Origin of the sequence: Paracoccus mangrovi, from assembly GCF_042648425.1 — a bacterium.
Classification (GTDB): Bacteria; Pseudomonadota; Alphaproteobacteria; order Rhodobacterales; family Rhodobacteraceae; genus Paracoccus; species Paracoccus mangrovi.
Genome location: NZ_JBHRXJ010000004.1, coordinates 1 through 18,511, shown reverse-complemented (window position 1 = coordinate 18,511; position 18,511 = coordinate 1). Strand labels below are relative to the sequence as shown.

Genomic DNA, 18,511 nt, shown 5'->3' with positions numbered 1-18,511 from the left:
CGCGAAACCCAAAGACCGGGATCGCCAATGCGGTTGCGCCCAAAGCCTTATGCGCGGACCGGCCCCCGATAACGCAGCGCATTGACGACGATTTCGAATGCCGGGGATTGCTGGCGGCGGCTGGGATAATAGAGGTGAAACCCCGAAAAGGGCTGGCACCAGTCATCCAGAACCTGAATCAGCGCGCCGCTTTTCAGATGATCCTGCACAGCGCCCTCGGGGACAAAGGCGATGCCAAAACCCTGCAACGCGGCCTCGATCATCGGGCGTATGGTGTTGAACACGACCTGCCCGTCGACCTTTACCCGAAGCGGCTTGCCGTCCTTTTCGAACTCCCAGGCGTAAAGATCGCCGCGCGTCGCCAAGCGCAGGTTGATGCAGCGATGCGCCGTCAACTCGGCCGGGGTCACGGGCGGGGTGTGATCCCGAAAATACGCAGGCGCGGCGACCGCAATCAGCCGCCCGTCAGGGGCGATGCGGACGGCGATCATGTCCTTTTCCAGACTCTCGCCCAGTCTGACCCCGGCATCGAACCGCTCCGCCGCGATGTCGGTAAAGCTGTGTTCGATAAAGATTTCGAGCTTGATATCGGGATAATCGGGCAGGATTTTCGCGAGCTTTGGCCAGATGATGGCCTCGGCGGCATATTCGCTGCAATTGATCCGCACCGTCCCGGAGGGCGTGTCGCGCAACGCGCTCAGCGCGCCAAGCTCGGTCTCGATCTCGTCGAAATGCGGCGCGACCTTTTGCAAAAGACGCTCGCCCGCCTCGGTCGGGGATACGCTGCGCGTGGTGCGGGTCAAAAGCCGAAGGCCCAGCCGCGCCTCCAGATCGCGGATCGTCCGGCTAAGCGCGGGTTGCGATGTGCCCAGCCGGGCGGCGGCCCGGGTAAAGCTTTGCTCTTGGGCGACGGCAATAAAGGCCAGCAGGTCGTTGATGTTCTCGCGCATCGATTGATACCCAAAACGCATAGGTTCATTCCGATTATACCAGCTAATCCTGCGCGGTCATCCGGTCTAGTTTTTCTGCATGCTCACAAGAGAGGCGATCATGACCAAAAACACGATCACGCTGAACAATGGTGTCGAGATGCCCGCAATCGGGCTTGGGGTTTTCCAAAGCCCGCCCATGGAAACCGGCGCGGCGGTCGAGGCGGCCATTCGCAGCGGATACCGCCATATCGACACCGCCGCCGCCTATGGCAATGAAAGGGATGTCGGCGAGGGCATCCGCCGTTCCGGGATCGCGCGCGACGATATCTTTATCGAGACCAAGATCTGGATCAGCGATTACGGCTATGACGAGACCCTGCACGGGTTCGAAAAAGCGGTGGCCAAGCTGGGGGTCGAGCGGCTCGATCTTTTGTTGCTGCACCAGCCGCTGCCGACGGATTTCGACCGCACGCTGGCGGCCTATCGCGCGCTGGAAACGCTTTTGGATCGCGACCTTGTGCGGGCAATCGGGGTCAGCAATTTCATGCCCGGGCATCTGGAACGCCTTTTGGACGCGGCCCGGATCGTGCCCGCGGTGAACCAGATCGAGGTCCATCCCTATTTCCAGCAGGTCGCGCTTCAGGCGCTGAACAGGCGTCACGGCATCCTGACCCAGGCATGGTCCCCGATTGGCGGGATCACCTTTTATCGTGAAGGCGATGCGCGCAGCACGCTGGAGGATCCCGTCATCCTGAAAATTGCCGGCGAACACGGCAAATCGGCCGCGCAGGTGATGCTGCGCTGGCATCTGCAAGAGGGTCGTTCCGCCATCCCGAAATCGGTGAAACCGACGCGGATCGCCGAGAATTTCGACATCTTCGACTTCTCGCTTTCGGCGGATCAGATGGCCGCCATCCGCGCCCTCGACACCGGCCGGCGCAGCGGGCCAGAACCCGAAAACATCACGCTCGCGAATTACGGCATGCCGATCCCCGAGGCGTGAGCACGACCGCGATTGCGATCAAGGCCGCCACGGGCGAGCGTCTGTCGGATCAGGCGCTCGCCCGTCGGATGCCCGTGCGGAAAACCGGCTCAGGACCGGCGGGTATCGCCCCGATCGGGCGCCGAGACATCCAGACAGATGTATTTCATCTCCAGATAATCCTCGATCCCGTGGCGGCTGCCCTCGCGGCCAAGGCCGGATTGTTTGACCCCGCCAAAGGGCGCGACCTCGGTCGAGATCAGGCCGGTATTGACGCCGACCATGCCGTATTCCAGCGCCTCTTGCACCCGGGTGATGCGGCCGATGTCGCGGGCGTAGAAATAGCTGGCCAGACCGAAGATGGTGGCATTGGCCTTTTCGATCACCTCGGCCTCAGTCTCGAAACGGAACAGCGGCGCGAGGGGGCCGAAGGTTTCCTCGCTGGCCACTGCCATCGCATCGGTCACACCGGTCAGGACGGTGGGCTGGAAAAAGCTGCCGCCCAGCGCATGGCGCGCGCCGCCAAGCACGACCAGCGCCCCTTTGGCGGTGGCGTCGGCGATATGTTCCTCGACCTTGGTCACGGCGTCCATATTGACCAGCGGGCCAAACTGCACGCCCGCCTCCAACCCATTGCCGACCCGCGCATCCGCCAGCGCGGCGGCCAGCTTGTCGGCAAAGGCGTCATAGACCCCGGCCTGCACATAGATGCGATTGGCGCAGACGCAGGTCTGGCCATTGTTGCGGAACTTGGCGGCGATGGCGCCCGCGACGGCCTCATCCAGATCGGCATCATCAAAGACGATGAAGGGCGCGTTGCCGCCCAACTCCATGCTGCATTTCAGCACCTGATCCGCCGCCTGTCGCAACAGGATCCGCCCCACCTCGGTCGAGCCGGTAAAGCTGAGCTTGCGCACCGCCGGATGGCTGCAAAACTCCTGCCCGATGGCCGAGGACCGGCTTGAGGTGATGACCGAAAACAGCCCCGCCGGCAGCCCGGCGCGTTCGGCCAAGACCGCCAGCGCCAGCGCCGACAGCGGCGTTTCCGACGCCGGGCGCACCACGAAGGCGCAGCCCGCCGCCAGCGCCGGGGCGCATTTGCGGGTGATCATCGCATTGGGGAAATTCCACGGCGTGATGGCCGCAACCACGCCGATGGGCTGCTTGATGACGGTGATGCGCTTGTCCGGCAGATGGCCGGGAATGGTCTCGCCATAGACGCGCTTGGCCTCTTCGGCGAACCATTCGACATAGCTGGCGCCATAGGCGATCTCGCCCTGCGCCTCGACCAGCGGCTTGCCCATCTCGGCGGTCAGGATGACGGCCAGATCGGCCTGATCGGCCATCATCAGGTCGAACCAGCGGCGCAGGATCTGGGCGCGGTCCTTGGCGCTGCAGGCGGCCCAGGCCTTTTGCGCGATGGCGGCGGCGTCCAGGGCGCGGGTGGCATCCGCGCGGCCAAGGTCGGGCACATGGCCGATGACCGCGCCGGTGGCGGGGTTGGTGACGGCAAGGGTCGCGCCATCCTCGGCCGTCACCCACGCACCGGCCAGATAAGCGCGGTCGCACAAAAGCGTCGGGTCGTTCAGTTTCAGGGTCATAGTGTCACCACGCGATTGCCGGGGTTTGGCCCGGTCTTCAGCCGCAAAAGCGCGGCCGGTAAATCCTCGAAACCCGCGATCTCGATGATCTGCGGATCGAAACGCCCCTCGGCGATGGCCCGCGCGATCGCCGCGCCTGCCGCGACCAGCGCACCCCATTGCCGGTCCGTGCCGTAATGGTGCAAGGCGTTCAGCCCCACCTCGTGCAGCGAGATCGTGGTGGCGAAGGCAGGCAGCGGCGCGGCCTCTTGCCGGTCCTGAATGCAGACCAGATGGCCATTGGCGGCGATCAGGGGCGCAAGGCTGGTGGCATGGGTGCCGCTGACCATGTCGATCACCGCATCCAGCGGCTGATCCTTGACCCGCGCCGCCCAATCCTCGCGCCAGCCCGGTTGCCGATAGTCGGTGACGGTGGCCGCGCCCAGACGCAGCACCCGGCCCGCCTGCGCCGCCGAGGCAATCGCATGGATCACCCAGCCGCGCGACCGCGCCAATTGCAACAGCGCGCCCCCGACCGCACCCGAGGCACCGGTCAACATCACCTGCGAACCCGGCGCCAGCGGCAGCTTTTCGATGGCCTGCCACGCCGTCAGCCCCGGACAGGGAATGGTCGCGGCGGCGGCATAGGGCAGCGCCTCGGGCAGCGGGATCGCCGCCCGCGCCGGGATCACCGTGTATTCGGCGAAGGAACCGGGATGCAGCAGGTCATTGTGATAGGCGACGCGGGCGCCGGGAGCGAGGTGGGTAACGCCGGGTCCAATCGCCTCGACCTCGCCCGCGCCATCGACGCCGGGGATATGCGGCCAGGCCCAATCGGGATGGCCCCATTCGATGAATTTCCAGTCCACCGGGTTCAACCCGATGGCGCGGTTGCGCACCAGAACCTCGCCGGGGCCGGGCGCCGGTTTCGGGCATTCCTCCAGCCGCAGCGTGGCGGGATCGCCGGTCGCGTCATGGCGCCACGCCCGCATCACCGGGCCGTTCAGCATACCGAATAGCCGCCATCGACCGGGATCATCGCGCCGGTCACATAGGCCGCATCATCCGACAGAAGAAAGCGCACCACCGTCGCCACCTCATGCGGTTGCGCCCAACGGCCCATCGGGATGCGCTGGTTGATGCGGGCTACGCGCTCGGGGTCGGTGCGGGCCTTTTCGGAAATCCGCGTCTCGACCCAGCCCGGCGCGATCGAGTTCACCCGCACGCCGCGCGGCGCCCAGGCCACCGCCTGCGAGCGCGTGACCGCCGCCACCGCGCCCTTGGACGCGGTATAGGCCGGCGCCCCGGCCGACCCGAAGATCGCCCACATCGAGGTCACGTTGACCACCGATCCCCGCGCCGCCTCGAGCCGGTCCAGCAGCGCATTGGCCAGCGTGAAACCGGCGGTCAGGTTGACCTTCATCACCAGTTCGAACCCCTCGACCTGCCATTCGGCCTGATGGCGCAACAGGCCGGCGCAATTGACCAGCGCGGCCACCGGCCCTTCGGGTAGCGCGGCGATGGCGGCTTCGGTGTCGGTCACATCGGCCCGCACAAAGCGGATCGCGGCGGGCAGGTCGTCGTCCCGGTCCAGCCCGATGGTACAGACGCGATAGCCCGACTGCGCCAGCAATTCACCCACGGCGCGGCCGATCCCGGTCCCGCCGCCCGTCACCACGGCCAGCGGCAAATCATTGTCCTTTGTCATGTCCTCACCACCTTTCATGCAACAGAGGATGTCGCGGTCATTTCCACGGCGCCCATCGCCGCGATCACCTGCCCAAGATCGAGCGGGCGCGGAAAATTCAGCATATGGCGCACCGGCAGGCTGGCGCGGGCCACCGCCGCGATCTGATCGGCGCTGACCACGGATCCGGTCAGGTCGCGCAGGTTGCGCGGCAGGCCCGCCGCCGCGTAAAGATCCAGCATCCGGGCGGGCATCGGCTGGCCCAAAAGCTGGTGATGGACGACCAGCCCATAGGCGACCTGAAACCCATGCGGCGACGCGGCCCCGCCCGGCAAAAGCGAAATCCCCCGCGTCAGCGCATGGGGCACCGACAGCCCGCCGCTTTCAAAGCCAAGGCCCGCCATCAGGATCATCGCCTCGACCGCCGCCTCAAAGGCCGGGGTCGGCTGGCCGCTGCCCGCCACCTCAAGCGCCGCCTGGCCGTTGGCCAGCAGCACCGCCTCGCATTCGCTGGCGATGGCAAGCGCCAGAAGCGGCGGGCGTGACAGGAACATCGTCGTCCCCTGCCCGGCCACGCAGGCTGCGGCCTCGGCCCGTTTGGAGAGCGCGTCGCCCAGCCCGGCGGCGAACATGGCGCGCGGGGCGCCGGCCAGCAGCACGGTATCGACGACGACGAAATCGGGGTTGCGCGGCAGGTGGCGCACATCGACCAGATGCCCCGCATCGTCGTACAGCACATAGTTCTTGGATGTGGGCGCGTCGTTCGACGCCACCGTCGGCACGGTGATCAAACGCAGCCCGCGCAGATCGGCCAGCGCCTTGCCCGCATCGATGGCCCGCCCGCCGCCGGCGGCGATCACGATCTGGGGACGCGCGGCGCCCAGTTCCGCATCCAGCGCGGCGGCCGTTCCCGGCCCCAGCTTGCCCGCAAAAGGCAGCACCGTCAGCCCGACCCCCGCCGCCTGACACGAGGCCGCGACCCGCGACCCGATCAAAGGCAGGATCAGCGCATCACCGACCAAAACCGCGTCATCGCCCAATTGCCGGGCAAAGCCGCCGATCCGGTCCAGCACCCCCGGACCCTGGACATAACGGCCGGGCGCCCCGAACACGGTCATGGTCGCGTCAAAGATTTCCAGCGGATTCGTCATTTTTCTGACTCCATACATCATATATGATATATATTGTTGTGAAGCCCGCAATACCGTTCTTACTGGGCATCGGAGGAAACAGATGATTTCAGGAACCACCCGCTTCGTGCCGCTATTGGCGCATCCCTGCCGCCATGTGCGCACGCCCGGCGTGTTCAATGCCGAATGCGCCGGGCGCGAGCTTGACATGGTGATGGTGCCGCTGGACGTGCGCCCCGACATGCTGGCGCAGACCATCGCGGCGCTTCGGGCGATGGACAACCTGGCGGGCATGGTCATCACCATCCCGCACAAGACCGAGGTGGCACAGTATTGCGACCGCCTGACCGGCGCGACCGAGATGCTGGGCGTGTGCAACATCATCCGGCGCGAAACGGATGGCAGCCTGACCGGCGCGATGTTCGACGGCGAGGGGTTCGTCGCCGGTCTGCGCCACCGGGGGCATGATCCCGCCGGGCGGCGCGTGCTGTTGATCGGTGCGGGGGGCGCGGCCTCGGGGCTGGCCCATGCGCTGGCCGGTGCCGGGGTGGCGCGGCTGACCATCGCCAACCGTTCGGCCGAGAAGGCCGAGACGCTGGCGCGGCAGTTGAAGGCGGTGTTTCCCGGCACCGACCTTGGCGCGGGGCCAGATGATCCGGCGGGATATGATCTGGTTATCAACGGAACCTCGCTGGGGATGCATGCGGGCGATGCGCTGCCGGTCGATCCAGACCGGCTAGGCCCCGGAACCCTGGTCGCCGAGGTGGTGATGCAGCCCGATATGACGCCGCTTCTGGCCGCCGCAGAGGCGCGGGGCTGCCGGATTCACAAGGGCATCAACATGATCGAACAGCAGGTGCGTCTGCTGGTCGATTTTCTGATCTGACCCAAACAGGCCCGCGCCGGTTGGGCGCGGGCCAACTCGTCACCCCTACACCCGGCGCGTTGCGCGCGCGCCGACACCTTGCAGCAGCACGGCAAGGATGATGATGACGCCCTTGATGATCTGTTGCGGATAGGCCGGAACGCTCATCAGGTTCATGATATTGCCGATCAGGCCAAGGATCAGCACGCCGATCATGGTCTGGATCACCGTGCCCTTGCCGCCCGACAAGAGCGCGCCACCGATGACGCAGGCGGCGATGGCGTCCAGTTCCAGCCCGATGCCGGTGACGGGGGTGCCGACGGCGGTCCGCGCCGTGACCATGATCCCCGCCAGCGCAGAAAGCCCGCCGCAGATCGTATAAGCTAGGAACTTGTAGCGCGCGACTGGCAGGCCGGCCAGACGCACGGCGGTTTCATTGCTGCCCGTGGCGACGGTCAGGCGGCCCCAGCTTGTGCGGCGCAACAAAAGGATGAAGCCGACGATCAGCAAGAGCGCCGCCACCACCGGCCATGGCAGGCCGATCCCCGGCACGCCCTTGGCACCGAATGCGGTCAGGATCTTGGCGGTGGACAGATCCCGCGGAAAGCGCACCGGCTGGCCGTTCGACAGCATATAGGCCAGCCCGCGCGCCATGGTCATCATGGCCAGCGTGGCGACAAAGGACGCCATGCCGAAGCCCGCGACCAAGACGCCGTTGATGGCCCCGAGGATCGCCCCCGACAGCACCCCGACCAGCACGCAGAGGATCAGCGCGAAACCGCCGTCGAAGGGCAGGACCGGCATGGTCATGGCAACCACCATCCCGCCGATGGCGGCGACCGAACCGACCGACAGGTCGATCCCCCCGGTCAGGATCACCAGCAACATCCCGATCGACACCAGCGCCAGCGGCGCCAGTTGCCGCAGCAGGTTGAAGATGTTCTGCGCGGTCAGGAAATGTTCCGACAGCACCGTCGAGGCCACGATCAGCGCCGCCAGCATGATATAGATGTTGTAATTCACAAGCAGGGCGACCAGCCCCTTGCCACGCGCTTCAGTGGACATTCTCGCGCCCCATTGCCAGTTCGATGATATGTTCCTCGGTCAGCGTCTCGCCCGACAGTTCGCCCGCGATGGCGCCTTCGCGCATGACCAGCACGCGGTCGGACATCCCGATCAGTTCCAGCATCTCGGACGAGACCATCACCACGGCCGCGCCCCGCGCGGCCAGTTCGTTGATGACGCGATAGATTTCGACTTTCGCGCCGACATCCACGCCCCGCGTGGGTTCATCGAGCAGCAGCACCTCGCAGCCCGAGACCAGCCATTTCATCAACGCGACCTTTTGCTGGTTGCCGCCCGAGAGGGTCCCCGCCTCGGCGTCCAGACTGGCGGCCTTGAGCCGCAGCCCCTCGCGCAGATCCTGCACTGCGCGGCGCTCGGCCTTGTCGCGCAGGATGCCAAGCGGCCCCAGATAGGGATTGATCGGCGTCATCACCGCATTGGTCAGGATCGGCATGTCCAGCAGGACGCCCTGCTGCTTGCGATCCTCGGGGACCAGCCCGATGCCTGCGCGCACCGCGTCACCCGGACCGCGCAGCGACAGCGCCTTGCCGTTCAGCGTGACCGTGCCCGCGCTGATCGGGTCGGCGCCAAAGATCGCGCGCAGAACCTCGGTCCGGCCGGCACCGACCAGCCCGCCGATGCCCAGCACCTCGCCCTTGCGGACGGCAAAGGACACGTCGCGCAGCATGGCCGAGGTCAGGCCCTTCACCTCCAGCATCACCGGGCCGATTTCGGCTGTGCGCGGCGGGAAGAAATCGCTCAGCTCACGGCCGATCATCAGCCGGGTCAGGCCGTCATGGTCCAGCGTCGCAATGTCCCAGGTGCCGACCGTGGCGCCGTCCTTCAAGACCGTCACCCGGTCGCACAGCGCGAAAACCTCGTCCAGTCGGTGCGAGATATAGATGATGCAGACGCCCCGGTCGCGCAGGCGCCGGACCAGCGCGAACAGCTTTTCGGTCTCGTGCCCGGTAAGAACGGCGGTCGGTTCGTCCAGCACCAGGATCGAACAGTCGCGCGACAGCGCCTTGCAGATCTCCACGACCTGCTGCAACGCCACCGGCAGATTGCCGGCTAGGCTGCGCGGGTCGATTTCGGGAAAGCCCATATCGGCCAGCAGCTCGGCGGCCCGCGTCTCCATCGCGCGGCGGTCCAGCCAGAAGCGGTGGCCGATCTGTTCGATCAGGATATTCTCGGCCACGCTCAGATGCCGGGCCAGCGAAAATTCCTGATAAATCACCGATACGCCCTGTTTCAGCGCATCATGCGGGCTGTTCACATGAACCCGCGCGCCGGCGATATGGATCTCGCCGCCCTCGTGGTCATAGGCCCCGGCGAGGATCTTCATCAGCGTCGATTTGCCGGCGCCGTTCTCGCCCATCAGGGCATGAACCTCGCCCGCGCGGGCGCTGAACGCGGCGCCGCGCAGGGCCGCAACACCGCCGAATTCCTTCGATATGCCGTGCATCTGCAGGCGTTCCATGATCCCCTCCCAAGGTCAGGCGATCCCGGGCCGGTCGCGCCGGCCCGGGATCCGGTCTTAGCCTTTCAGCTCGCTGATCGACTTGAACGGCGGCACGGTGTATTTGAAGAACGGATTGGCGGTGTCGGGGTCATAGACGCTGTCGACCGTGTCCTTGGTCACGATGGCCGAGGGGAAATAGGATCCAAGCGGCAGGTTGTTGGCATCCAGCCCCTGATCAAAGATTTGATGGATCAGCTCGACCGCGGCCTCGCCGGTTTCCGACCCGGCATTCAGGCCGGTGACCAGCATGTCGCCCGATTTCACCAGATCCAGCGCGACACGGAAGCCGTCGGCGGCACAGGCCACCAGAATCTTGCCCTTCAACCCGGCATTTTCCAGCGCCGTCAACGCGCCGATGCCCATGAAGTCGTTCTCTGCCAGGATCAGGTTCATCTTCGAGCCATGGGCGGTCAGAATATCCTCGGCCGCATCAAGCCCGCCTTCCTCGGTCCACAGACCGACGCCCATCGACAGGACATCGAACTTCACCTCGGGGTAGGTGAAGGAACCGCCGGTCTTCAGCTCCTGGAACTTGTTGAAACCGGCCAGCATGGCGTCTTCCTTGGACATGCCAAGGCCCAGCTGTTCGGACCGTTCATAGATGATGCCGGTGATCATGCCGTTCACGCGGCTTTCCGAGGTCGAGTTGCCGACGGTGCCCAGAATGGCCGCGGCAGTGATCTGCGCGTCCTTGCCCATGGTCTGCGCGACATAGCGGCCGGCCTCGAAACCGTTGCCATAGGGGTTGGCCAGGACCGTGGTCACCAGCGGGCTGTCATCGGGCACGGTGCCCAGCGCGATGACCGGGATGCCCGCATCGACGGCGCGCTGCGCATCGGCGGCGGCGGCGGCCAGGTCGGTCGGATCCAGCACGATCACATCCACGCCCTTGGCGATGAAGGCGTCGATATGGGCGCTGGTCTTGGCCGGATCGCCATCGGCAACCTGCACGTCCAGCTCATAGCCGTATTCGGCGGCCTTGGCCTTGGCGGTGTCGATCACGGCGACGAACCAGGGATTGCCCAGAGTGATTTCGGTCCAGCCGATCACCAGCTTGTCGTCGGGATTGCGCTTTTCGGTCGGCAGCGCCTTGGCGATGTCGCTACGGTCGGCCATCTCGGGGTCGATCACCCCCGACAGCGCCGAATTCGGCATCAGCTTGTAGATTTCCGCCTTGTCCTGCGCAAAGGCAGGCACCGCCAGCAGCATAGCGGCCGAGGACAACAGCGCGAACGCAGCATTCCTGTGGAACATGTCTCACTCCCTTTTGTGAAGAACCGGGGCCAGTCCCCGGCCCGTGTTTTTCCCCGCACCCTCCCGGTGCGGGGTTTCTGGTGTCAGCCGATGGTCTCGCGGACCACGGCCTCGATCCCGGCCTCGTCCAGCCGGTAATGCGCGTAAAGATGGGTCGGCGGGGCGATCAGCGCGTATTCATCGCGGATGCCGTGCCGCACCAGCCGCGCCGGGCTTCCGGCCTCGGCCAGCACCTCGGCCACGGCAGAGCCCAGACCGCCAAGGATGTTGTGCTCCTCGATGGTCAGGATGATTTTCGAGCGCGCCGCCGCCTCAAGGATCGCGTCGCGGTCGATGGGCTTCACGGTCGCCATGTCGATGACGCCGACGCTGCGGCCTTCGGCGGCGAGCTTCTTCGCCACCTGCACGGACGGATGCACCGGCAGGCCGCAGGCGATGATGGTCACTTCCTCGCCCCGCGCATGTTCGATGGCCTTGCCAAAGACAAAGGGCTGCGCCGGGTCGTACAGATCAGGCTCGCGCCCGCGTCCGGTGCGGAAATAGATCGGCTGGTCGTAATCGGCGCTGGCGCGGATCGCAGCCTCAAGCTGGGGGCCGTCGGCGGTGGAGACGACCGTCAGATCGGCGATCGAGCGCATGGTGCCGATATCCTCGGTCGCGTGATGCGAGGTGCCGTAAAAACCCATCGAGATGCCGGTATGATGCCCGATCAGCCGCACCGGCAGCGCGCAATAAGCGACATCCATGCGGATCTGTTCGCAGGTCAAGAGACCCAGGAACGAGGCGAAGGTGGCGACATAGGGCATCATCCCCGTGGTCGCGATCCCGGCGGCGGCGGACACCATGTTCTGTTCGGAAATGCCAAAGCCGACATAGCGGTCGGGATAGCGTTCGGCGAAGCGGTTCAGCCCGTTGGAATATTGCAGGTCCGCCGATCCGGCCATGACCGGATGGCCGGCCTCGACCAGGGTAATCAGCCCGTTCGACAGATGGTCGAGGCCCGGGTTTTTCATGTTCAGTTCGCGGTAATGCCACGAGTTCGGCGATTGCGGACGGCTGTGAATGGTCATGTCAGATCACCTTTGACAGGATTTCGGCTTTGGCCGCCTCGGCGTCCGACGGATCGAGATAGCCCAGGTGCCAGCCCGGTTCGGTTTCCATGTATCCGACGCCCTTGCCCTTCAGTGTGCGGGCGATGATGCAGCAGGGTTTGGTGCGCGCCTGGTCGGCCTTGACGCGACGCAGCGTGGCGGTCAGTTCGGCGATGTTGTGGCCATCGACGACGTGAACCTCCCACCCGAAGGCGCGCCATTTCTCGTCCAAGGGCTCGATCCCCATCACGTCATCGACGGCGCCATCCAGTTGGAAGCCGTTGCGGTCAACGATGGCGACAAGGCGGTTCAGCTTGTGATGGGCGGCACCGATGGCGGCCTCCCAGACCTGGCCTTCCTGCATCTCGCCGTCGCCCAGCATGACGAAGGTGGTGAAGTCGCGCCCCTGCATCCGGCCGCCCAGCGCCATGCCGAGGCCATTCGACAGCGCATGCCCGATGGACCCGGACGAAAAATCCACGCCCGCAACCTTGCGCATGTCGGGGTGATCGCCCAGCGGGTTTCCCAGCCGGGTATAGCCGTTCAACACATCGACGGGGATATAGCCCTTTTCGGCCAGGATCGGGAAAAGCCCGACCGCCGCATGGCCCTTGCCCATCAAAAAACGGTCGCGGTCAGCCCATTTCGGATCATCCGACAGGGCCATCACATCATAGTAAAGCGCCGCAAAGATCTCGGCCGCCGAAAAGACCGAGGTGTAATGCCCCACCTTGGCGATCTCGATCAGGCGGATGGTTTCCAGCCGGATGAACTGTGCCCGGTCGCGCAGATGCGCGATTTCGGCATCCGTCGGGCGAAAGTCGTTTCTCATCGGTGCTGTCACACCTGTCCTCCCCATTTCCCACCGCGACCCGCGGCAACGAATCCTTGCTTCATTGGGATGTAACATCATATATGATATATGTCACGGACAAACTGGAGGAGAAAATGACACTTTCACTGACACGTTCCGACATTGCGGCCATCCGGGCGCGCATGGTGCTGAAGGGACAGGCCTTTATCGACGGCCGCCTCACCGATGCCGCCTCTGGCGAGACATTCGACAATATTTCCCCGCGCGACGGCTCGGTGATCGCCAAGGTCGCGGCCTGCGATACCGAGGATGTCGACCGCGCCGTCCGCGCCGCGCGCCGCGCCTTTGATGCCGGCGTCTGGCGCGACCGCAGCCCGAAAGAGCGCAAGAAAGTGCTTCAGCGCTTTGCCGATCTCTTCGAAAAGAACATGGACGAGCTGGCGGTTCTGGAAACGCTGGATATGGGCAAGCCCATTCTGGAAAGCCGGACCATCGACGTGAATGTCGTGCTGGACACGCTGCAATGGTATGCGGAATGCCCCGACAAGCTTTATGACGAGATCGCCCCCACCGGTCCCGGCCAGTTGGGCATGATCACCCGCGAACCCATTGGCGTCGTCGGCGCGGTGGTGCCGTGGAATTTCCCGATGCTGATGGCGGCGTGGAAATTTGCGCCGGCGCTGGCCACCGGCAATTCGGTGATCCTGAAACCGGCGGAACAGTCGCCGCTGACCGCGATCCGGCTGGCGGAGCTGGCATCCGAGGCCGGCATCCCGGATGGGGTCTTCAACGTGCTGCCGGGGTTCGGGCCGACGGCGGGCAAGGCAATGGGCCTGCATATGGATATCGACTGCCTGGCCTTCACCGGCTCGGGCGAGGTCGGCAAGCTGTTCCTGCAATATGCCGGTCAGTCGAACATGAAGCGGGTCTATCTGGAATGCGGCGGCAAATCCCCGAACATCATTCTGGATGACGTGCCCGAATTGCGGGCCGCAGCCGAACGCGCCGCAACCGCGATCTGCTTCAATCAGGGCGAGGTCTGCGTGGCGCCGTCGCGCCTGATCCTGTCGGAACGCATTCAGGATCAGTTCCTCGACATCGTCGTGGAAACCGCCAAGGGCATCCGGCCCGGCGATCCGCTGGACCCCGAAACGAAACTGGGCGCGCTGGTCGAATCCGGTCATCGCGACCGGGTCGAGGGCTATATCGCCAAGGGTCAGGCCGAAGGCGCGCGGCTGGTTCTGGGCGGCGAACGGCCCGAGACCGATCTGGCGGGCTATTACGTCAACCCGACCATCTTTGCCGATGTGAAGAACTCGATGGCCATCGCGCAGGAAGAAATCTTTGGCCCGGTTCTGTCCACGATCACCGTCGCCAATGATGACGAGGCGGTGCGGATCGCCAATGACAGCTCATATGGCCTTGCCGCGGCGGTCTGGACGCGCGACCTGTCACGCGCGCACAAGATGGCGCGCAAGCTGCGGGCGGGCACGGTCTGGGTCAATTGCTATGACCACGGCGATGTGACGGTGCCCTTTGGCGGCTTCAAGCAATCGGGCAACGGGCGCGACAAGTCCTTGCACGCGCTGGATAAATATACCGAGCTGAAAACCACCTGGATCGAGCTTTAGGATACGCGGGGGCGGCTCAGACCGCCCCCTTTGCCTCAAGCCATTCGACCATGACGGAACCGACGCCGATATCGTCCTGAATGGCCTTGCGCGCGGCCTCGGGGTCGCGGGCCGCAAGCGCGCGCAGCACCTGATAATGACCGTGATCCTCGCTCGCCAGAACGCGGGTGGGCGTGTTCAGGTGGTAAAGATGGATCAGCGGACCCATCTGCGCCCACATCGTTTCGACGGCCGCACAAAGCAGCGGCAAACCCGCCGCCTCGGCCAGACGGAAATGAAACTCGCGGTTGATCTGCGACGCCTGAAGCGGGTTATTGGCGGCGGCGGTGGTGAAATCGACCTGCAAACGCTCAAGATCGCGCAGGGCGTCGGGGGTGATGTTGCGCGCGGCCTGTGCTGCGGCCTCGCCCTCAAGCAGATGCCGGATCAGCTGAATCTCGCGCAGTTCGTCCGCCGTCAGCCGCCGCACATGGATCGAGGTCGCCGCCCGCATTTCCAGCGCGCGTTCGGTGACAAGGCGAAAGATCGCCTCGCGCACCGGGGTGATTGACACGCCCAGCTGCTCGGCCAGGCTTGCGATGGTCAGCCGTTCGCCCGGCTCATAGCGCCCATCCATCAGCGAGGCGCGAATGGTTTCATACACCTGTTCGGACAGGTTGCCCTTGGCGATTTTCGGCAGCGGCATCGTCAATTCACCCGCGTTCTGACCCTTCCTGTTTCGCATCCCCGCACGTCAGGGGCAAGCGCCCGGATGGCCGAAACCTTATGCATTCGAGGGCGGCAGCGGTTGCAGGCCACGGATGATATCGGACGCCTTTTCGCCGATCATGATGGCGGGGGCGTTGGTATTGCCGGATATCAGGCTGGGCATGATCGAATTGTCGACCACACGCAGATTGCGCAATCCATGCACCCGAAGCTCGGTATCGACGACGGCCATGTCGTCGCGCCCCATGCGGCAGGTGCCGACCGGGTGATAGACGGTCTTGCCCATGGAGCGGACATAGTTCTGCAAGGCCTGCTCATCCTGCATGTCGCCGCCCGGGAAAGCCTCGGTCTTTTCGAGATATGGCGCAAAGGCCGACTGTGCGAGGATGTCGCGCGCGATGTTCAGCCCCTTGACCGATATCCGCAAATCCTCGGGCGCCGACAGATAGCGCGGATCGACGATCGGATCCGCCGCCGGATCGGTCGACCGCAGGCGGATCTCGCCCCGGCTTTGGGGCCGCAGCACGCAGGGGTTGACGGTCGCGCCGGCGCGCTTGACCGGCTCACGGTCGCCATCCATGAACACGATGGGCACGAAATGCATCTGAAGGTTCGGCTCGGCCTCGATGTCATCGACGTTCACAAAGGCGCAGGCCTCGGTGACGTTCGACATGACCGGGCCGGATTTGAACAGCATGTATTGCAGCCCGTTCTTGATCGACCGGAAAAAGGTGTCTTCGCCGAAATAGCCATAGCGCCCGGTGCAAAAGCGCACTGCCGGAAATTCAAGATGGTCTTGCAGGTTCTGGCCGACGCCTTCCAGCCGGTGTTTCACGGCAATGTTGTGGCGGCGCAGCTCGGCCTCGGGTCCGATCCCGGACAGCATCAGCAGCTTGGGCGACTGCACCGCCCCCGCCGACAGCACCACCTCCTCGGCGGCGCGCACCTGTTCCAGCCGGCCGTTGCGCGAATATTCGACGCCGACCGCGCGATCCCCCTCGAACAAAAGACGGGTCACCAGACAGCCGGTGCGGATCTCAAGATTGCCGGTCTTTAACGCCGGGCGCAGATAGGCCACGGCAGCGCTGCAACGGCGGCCATCGCGCGTGGTGGTCTGGTTGAAGCCCACGCCACGCTGACGCGCGCCGTTGAAATCGGGGGTGAAGGGGATGCCCGCCTGTTGGGCGCTGCGCACAAAGGCGCGGGTCAGATCGGTGATCTGGCGCAGGTCCGACACGCTCAGCGGGCCATCGGTCCCGTGATAGTCGTCCGACAGCCGGTCATTGCCCTCGGCCCGGCGGAAATAGGGCAGCACATCGCGGTAAGCCCAGCCTTCGGCCCCCGCCTGCGCCCAGCCATCGTAATCGCTGCGCTGACCCCGGATATAGATCGCGGCGTTGACCGAGCTGCCGCCGCCCAGAACATTGCCCTGGGGCATCACCGGGGCGCGGCCGTTCAGTGCCTCCTGCGGTTCGGTCCGGTAGTGATAGAGCAGCTTGCTATCGAGCAGTTTGACAAAGCCCGCGGGGATATGGATCAACGGATGACGGTCCTGCGGGCCGGCCTCCAGGATCAACACCTTTGCCCCCGCCTGCGCCAGTCGTCCAGCCAGCGCACTGCCGGCAGAGCCACCACCCACGATCACATAGTCCATCTGCACCCCCTCCGTTTATCATATATGATATATTATAGGGGCGCGACTGTCAATCGCCATCTGGGCCGGGGCGCAGATCCCGAACCGGACGGACATGCGGCGCGGGTTTCCGTTCACGGATTTCTTGCCAGTTCCGGGCGCGCGGACAGCTTGCGATCCACCGGCCCAGCGCCATTTGACCGGGTCGGTCCCGTGCGCCCCCACCCTATTGTCGCATCGCTGAATCTCTTGGTCAGAAAATGAAAAGCGCCGAGTGCATCGCGTACCTTGCGGGCGAATCCGTCTGTTGCAACCCGTCTAGCGCATGCGTCTTTCACAAACTCGGGGGCCAAACAGACCGTGCCGATGTCTATCATCAAATCATCGAAGACCGAAACGTAGTGTCGAGCGCGACGGCATGCGCCAGCGGAAGCATGATCGTCGTCGCGGTCACGCTTCGTAAACCCTTTAGGATCGCTATCATCGCTCGGATGATTTTCATCATTGATTGAGATCCGTGAGCGGCCTGGCGCACGGTTTGGCATGATTCTGTATCGCAGGATGGATGCCACGGACTTTCACCTCGGTAATCCGGCGCTTCATGTCGACCGAAGGCACGGCTTTCGAACTGCCGCCCACCTTATCGAAGCTTGTTCAAGGCGCTCGAGAGGCGCTGTACTGGTGATACCGTATTTAGGACAGGTGCAGATCACATCGAGCACGCCAATGATAATAGACATATCGAAGTCGCATTGAACCCGCATCATAATGGCGGTTATCGCACTGACCAAGGACCGAAGCATGCATCCGAGTTGACCTCGGGAAGGGTTATCGAACAGATAAGCAGATCACATGCCCAAGAAAAAAGGTAGTAGTCAAATGGCGCATGCAAAATGCCCAATGCAACTTGATCATGATGAACTCGCCACCAAAACATCGATCCTGGAGTTTACAGAAGACCTCCTGCGAGTCCGGCTAAGGACGGCACTATGCAATTTCCACGACATCGTCGCTTCACTGTTGCTCGACTGCCCAGTCAAGCTCCAACTTTTGCTGCAGCGATCCGGCGGCTATTTCAAAAAACAATTTACGAACATGTGGTTAGTGGTTAGTGGTTAGTGGTAGTGGTAGTGGTAGTGGTAGTGAAAAGGCCGCCCCCATTGCAATGAAAAATACACACCATATGACCTAAGGCGAAACTCCTCACCCCATTAGGCATCTATGCAGACAAAATGCACATAATTCAAGTCTGATCATCCAAGAATACTAACTCCACGGAATAGAAAATGCGAATTCTATCATGCTGCCTTCTGCTTTTAGTCATTACATTAAAGCCAAACAGTTCACATGGGCAAACCGGATCTCAAGATATTAATGCAGTTGTATGCGATATATATACCTTTGATACACACAAACCTTTAGTAAACTGCAAAAAAGCAACCGCATCCGTGTCCAACATGGTGAACGGAGAGACAGCAATAGGCTACATCGACGAAGAAAGCATAAAGTCAACAATTATAATCCGACATTCTCCAAGTGGCCTGCCGCTTGACTTCAAGATCGCCTGATTTTGCTCGCTGGGCAAGCGTTTTTCGCCCCGAGCGGTGTCTGTCGTCG

17 protein-coding genes are annotated in these 18,511 nt (G+C 63.9%); 4 read left to right on the top strand and 13 right to left on the bottom strand.

Annotated elements, in window-relative coordinates; genetic code table 11:
* Window positions 1-47: 47 nt before the first annotated feature.
* The gene (locus ACFOMH_RS06830; RefSeq protein ID WP_374426267.1) at window positions 48-950 is read right to left on the bottom strand and encodes a LysR family transcriptional regulator; all 903 of its coding nucleotides are present in this window, start codon (window positions 948-950) and stop codon (window positions 48-50) included.
* A 100-nt stretch (window positions 951-1,050) separates the two neighbouring features.
* On the opposite strand from ACFOMH_RS06830, the gene ACFOMH_RS06825 reads away from it, so the two are divergent.
* Window positions 1,051-1,935, top strand: a complete 885-nt coding sequence (locus tag ACFOMH_RS06825; RefSeq protein WP_377743472.1) for an aldo/keto reductase — start codon at window positions 1,051-1,053, stop codon at window positions 1,933-1,935.
* 89 nt (window positions 1,936-2,024) lie between these two features.
* Here the strand turns inward: ACFOMH_RS06825 and ACFOMH_RS06820 are convergent, their stop codons facing one another.
* From ACFOMH_RS06820 to ACFOMH_RS06805, 4 genes are read right to left on the bottom strand one after another with little or no spacing between them, the layout of a single operon-like run.
* Window positions 2,025-3,515: an NAD-dependent succinate-semialdehyde dehydrogenase gene (locus ACFOMH_RS06820; RefSeq protein WP_377743470.1), complete on the bottom strand. Its 1,491-nt coding sequence runs from the start codon at window positions 3,513-3,515 to the stop codon at window positions 2,025-2,027.
* Entirely contained in the window at window positions 3,512-4,504 is a 993-nt protein-coding gene (locus ACFOMH_RS06815) for a zinc-binding dehydrogenase (protein WP_377743468.1), read from the bottom strand. Before ACFOMH_RS06815 ends, ACFOMH_RS06820 begins: the two co-directional genes overlap by 4 nt.
* Window positions 4,498-5,202: an SDR family NAD(P)-dependent oxidoreductase gene (locus tag ACFOMH_RS06810; RefSeq protein ID WP_377743467.1), complete on the bottom strand. Its 705-nt coding sequence runs from the start codon at window positions 5,200-5,202 to the stop codon at window positions 4,498-4,500. Before ACFOMH_RS06810 ends, ACFOMH_RS06815 begins: the two co-directional genes overlap by 7 nt.
* Before the next feature lie 14 nt (window positions 5,203-5,216).
* Window positions 5,217-6,332, bottom strand: coding sequence for a glycerol dehydrogenase (locus ACFOMH_RS06805; protein WP_377743465.1), 1,116 nt, complete (start codon window positions 6,330-6,332; stop codon window positions 5,217-5,219).
* Between the two features lie 82 nt (window positions 6,333-6,414).
* Between ACFOMH_RS06805 and ACFOMH_RS06800 the strand changes: the two genes are divergently transcribed.
* On the top strand, window positions 6,415-7,197 hold the full coding sequence (locus tag ACFOMH_RS06800; protein WP_377743463.1) for a shikimate dehydrogenase family protein: 783 nt from the start codon (window positions 6,415-6,417) through the stop codon (window positions 7,195-7,197).
* A 45-nt stretch (window positions 7,198-7,242) separates the two neighbouring features.
* Here ACFOMH_RS06800 and ACFOMH_RS06795 read toward each other — a convergent pair whose 3' ends face one another.
* From ACFOMH_RS06795 to ACFOMH_RS06775, 5 genes are all read right to left on the bottom strand, one after another.
* Complete coding sequence (locus ACFOMH_RS06795; protein ID WP_377743461.1) at window positions 7,243-8,241, bottom strand: ABC transporter permease; 999 nt, start codon at window positions 8,239-8,241, stop codon at window positions 7,243-7,245.
* Window positions 8,231-9,721 carry a sugar ABC transporter ATP-binding protein gene (locus ACFOMH_RS06790; protein WP_377743459.1) on the bottom strand — a complete coding sequence of 497 codons (1,491 nt, stop codon included), beginning with the start codon at window positions 9,719-9,721 and terminating at the stop codon, window positions 8,231-8,233. Before ACFOMH_RS06790 ends, ACFOMH_RS06795 begins: the two co-directional genes overlap by 11 nt.
* Before the next feature lie 57 nt (window positions 9,722-9,778).
* Window positions 9,779-11,017 carry a sugar ABC transporter substrate-binding protein gene (locus ACFOMH_RS06785; protein ID WP_377743458.1) on the bottom strand — a complete coding sequence of 413 codons (1,239 nt, stop codon included), beginning with the start codon at window positions 11,015-11,017 and terminating at the stop codon, window positions 9,779-9,781.
* 83 nt (window positions 11,018-11,100) lie between these two features.
* Window positions 11,101-12,087, bottom strand: a complete 987-nt coding sequence (locus tag ACFOMH_RS06780; RefSeq protein ID WP_377743457.1) for a transketolase family protein — start codon at window positions 12,085-12,087, stop codon at window positions 11,101-11,103.
* Between the two features lies 1 nt (window position 12,088).
* Window positions 12,089-12,940, bottom strand: coding sequence for a transketolase (locus tag ACFOMH_RS06775; protein ID WP_374426298.1), 852 nt, complete (start codon window positions 12,938-12,940; stop codon window positions 12,089-12,091).
* Window positions 12,941-13,056: 116 nt separating this feature from the next.
* Between ACFOMH_RS06775 and ACFOMH_RS06770 the strand changes: the two genes are divergently transcribed.
* Entirely contained in the window at window positions 13,057-14,553 is a 1,497-nt protein-coding gene (locus ACFOMH_RS06770) for an aldehyde dehydrogenase (RefSeq protein WP_377743455.1), read from the top strand.
* 16 nt (window positions 14,554-14,569) lie between these two features.
* Here ACFOMH_RS06770 and ACFOMH_RS06765 read toward each other — a convergent pair whose 3' ends face one another.
* From ACFOMH_RS06765 to ACFOMH_RS06755, 3 genes are all read right to left on the bottom strand, one after another.
* Entirely contained in the window at window positions 14,570-15,238 is a 669-nt protein-coding gene (locus tag ACFOMH_RS06765) for a GntR family transcriptional regulator (protein ID WP_374426304.1), read from the bottom strand.
* Window positions 15,239-15,316: 78 nt separating this feature from the next.
* Entirely contained in the window at window positions 15,317-16,915 is a 1,599-nt protein-coding gene (locus ACFOMH_RS06760) for a GMC family oxidoreductase (RefSeq protein WP_377743452.1), read from the bottom strand.
* A 113-nt stretch (window positions 16,916-17,028) separates the two neighbouring features.
* Complete coding sequence (locus ACFOMH_RS06755; protein ID WP_377743450.1) at window positions 17,029-17,466, bottom strand: hypothetical protein; 438 nt, start codon at window positions 17,464-17,466, stop codon at window positions 17,029-17,031.
* A 280-nt stretch (window positions 17,467-17,746) separates the two neighbouring features.
* Here ACFOMH_RS06755 and ACFOMH_RS06750 point away from each other — a divergent pair, with 280 nt between their 5' ends.
* Window positions 17,747-18,013 carry a hypothetical protein gene (locus tag ACFOMH_RS06750; protein WP_377743449.1) on the top strand — a complete coding sequence of 89 codons (267 nt, stop codon included), beginning with the start codon at window positions 17,747-17,749 and terminating at the stop codon, window positions 18,011-18,013.
* Window positions 18,014-18,511: the final 498 nt, after the last annotated feature.

Coding starts and splice junctions, on each gene's coding strand:
- ACFOMH_RS06830 (WP_374426267.1), bottom strand. CDS start 950: ATGCGCGAGAACATCAACGACCTGCTGGCCTTTATTGCCGTCGCCCAA.
- ACFOMH_RS06825 (WP_377743472.1), top strand. CDS start 1,051: ATGACCAAAAACACGATCACGCTGAACAATGGTGTCGAGATGCCCGCA.
- ACFOMH_RS06820 (WP_377743470.1), bottom strand. CDS start 3,515: ATGACCCTGAAACTGAACGACCCGACGCTTTTGTGCGACCGCGCTTAT.
- ACFOMH_RS06815 (WP_377743468.1), bottom strand. CDS start 4,504: ATGCTGAACGGCCCGGTGATGCGGGCGTGGCGCCATGACGCGACCGGC.
- ACFOMH_RS06810 (WP_377743467.1), bottom strand. CDS start 5,202: ATGACAAAGGACAATGATTTGCCGCTGGCCGTGGTGACGGGCGGCGGG.
- ACFOMH_RS06805 (WP_377743465.1), bottom strand. CDS start 6,332: ATGACGAATCCGCTGGAAATCTTTGACGCGACCATGACCGTGTTCGGG.
- ACFOMH_RS06800 (WP_377743463.1), top strand. CDS start 6,415: ATGATTTCAGGAACCACCCGCTTCGTGCCGCTATTGGCGCATCCCTGC.
- ACFOMH_RS06795 (WP_377743461.1), bottom strand. CDS start 8,241: ATGTCCACTGAAGCGCGTGGCAAGGGGCTGGTCGCCCTGCTTGTGAAT.
- ACFOMH_RS06790 (WP_377743459.1), bottom strand. CDS start 9,721: ATGGAACGCCTGCAGATGCACGGCATATCGAAGGAATTCGGCGGTGTT.
- ACFOMH_RS06785 (WP_377743458.1), bottom strand. CDS start 11,017: ATGTTCCACAGGAATGCTGCGTTCGCGCTGTTGTCCTCGGCCGCTATG.
- ACFOMH_RS06780 (WP_377743457.1), bottom strand. CDS start 12,087: ATGACCATTCACAGCCGTCCGCAATCGCCGAACTCGTGGCATTACCGC.
- ACFOMH_RS06775 (WP_374426298.1), bottom strand. CDS start 12,940: ATGAGAAACGACTTTCGCCCGACGGATGCCGAAATCGCGCATCTGCGC.
- ACFOMH_RS06770 (WP_377743455.1), top strand. CDS start 13,057: ATGACACTTTCACTGACACGTTCCGACATTGCGGCCATCCGGGCGCGC.
- ACFOMH_RS06765 (WP_374426304.1), bottom strand. CDS start 15,238: ATGCCGCTGCCGAAAATCGCCAAGGGCAACCTGTCCGAACAGGTGTAT.
- ACFOMH_RS06760 (WP_377743452.1), bottom strand. CDS start 16,915: ATGGACTATGTGATCGTGGGTGGTGGCTCTGCCGGCAGTGCGCTGGCT.
- ACFOMH_RS06750 (WP_377743449.1), top strand. CDS start 17,747: ATGCCCAAGAAAAAAGGTAGTAGTCAAATGGCGCATGCAAAATGCCCA.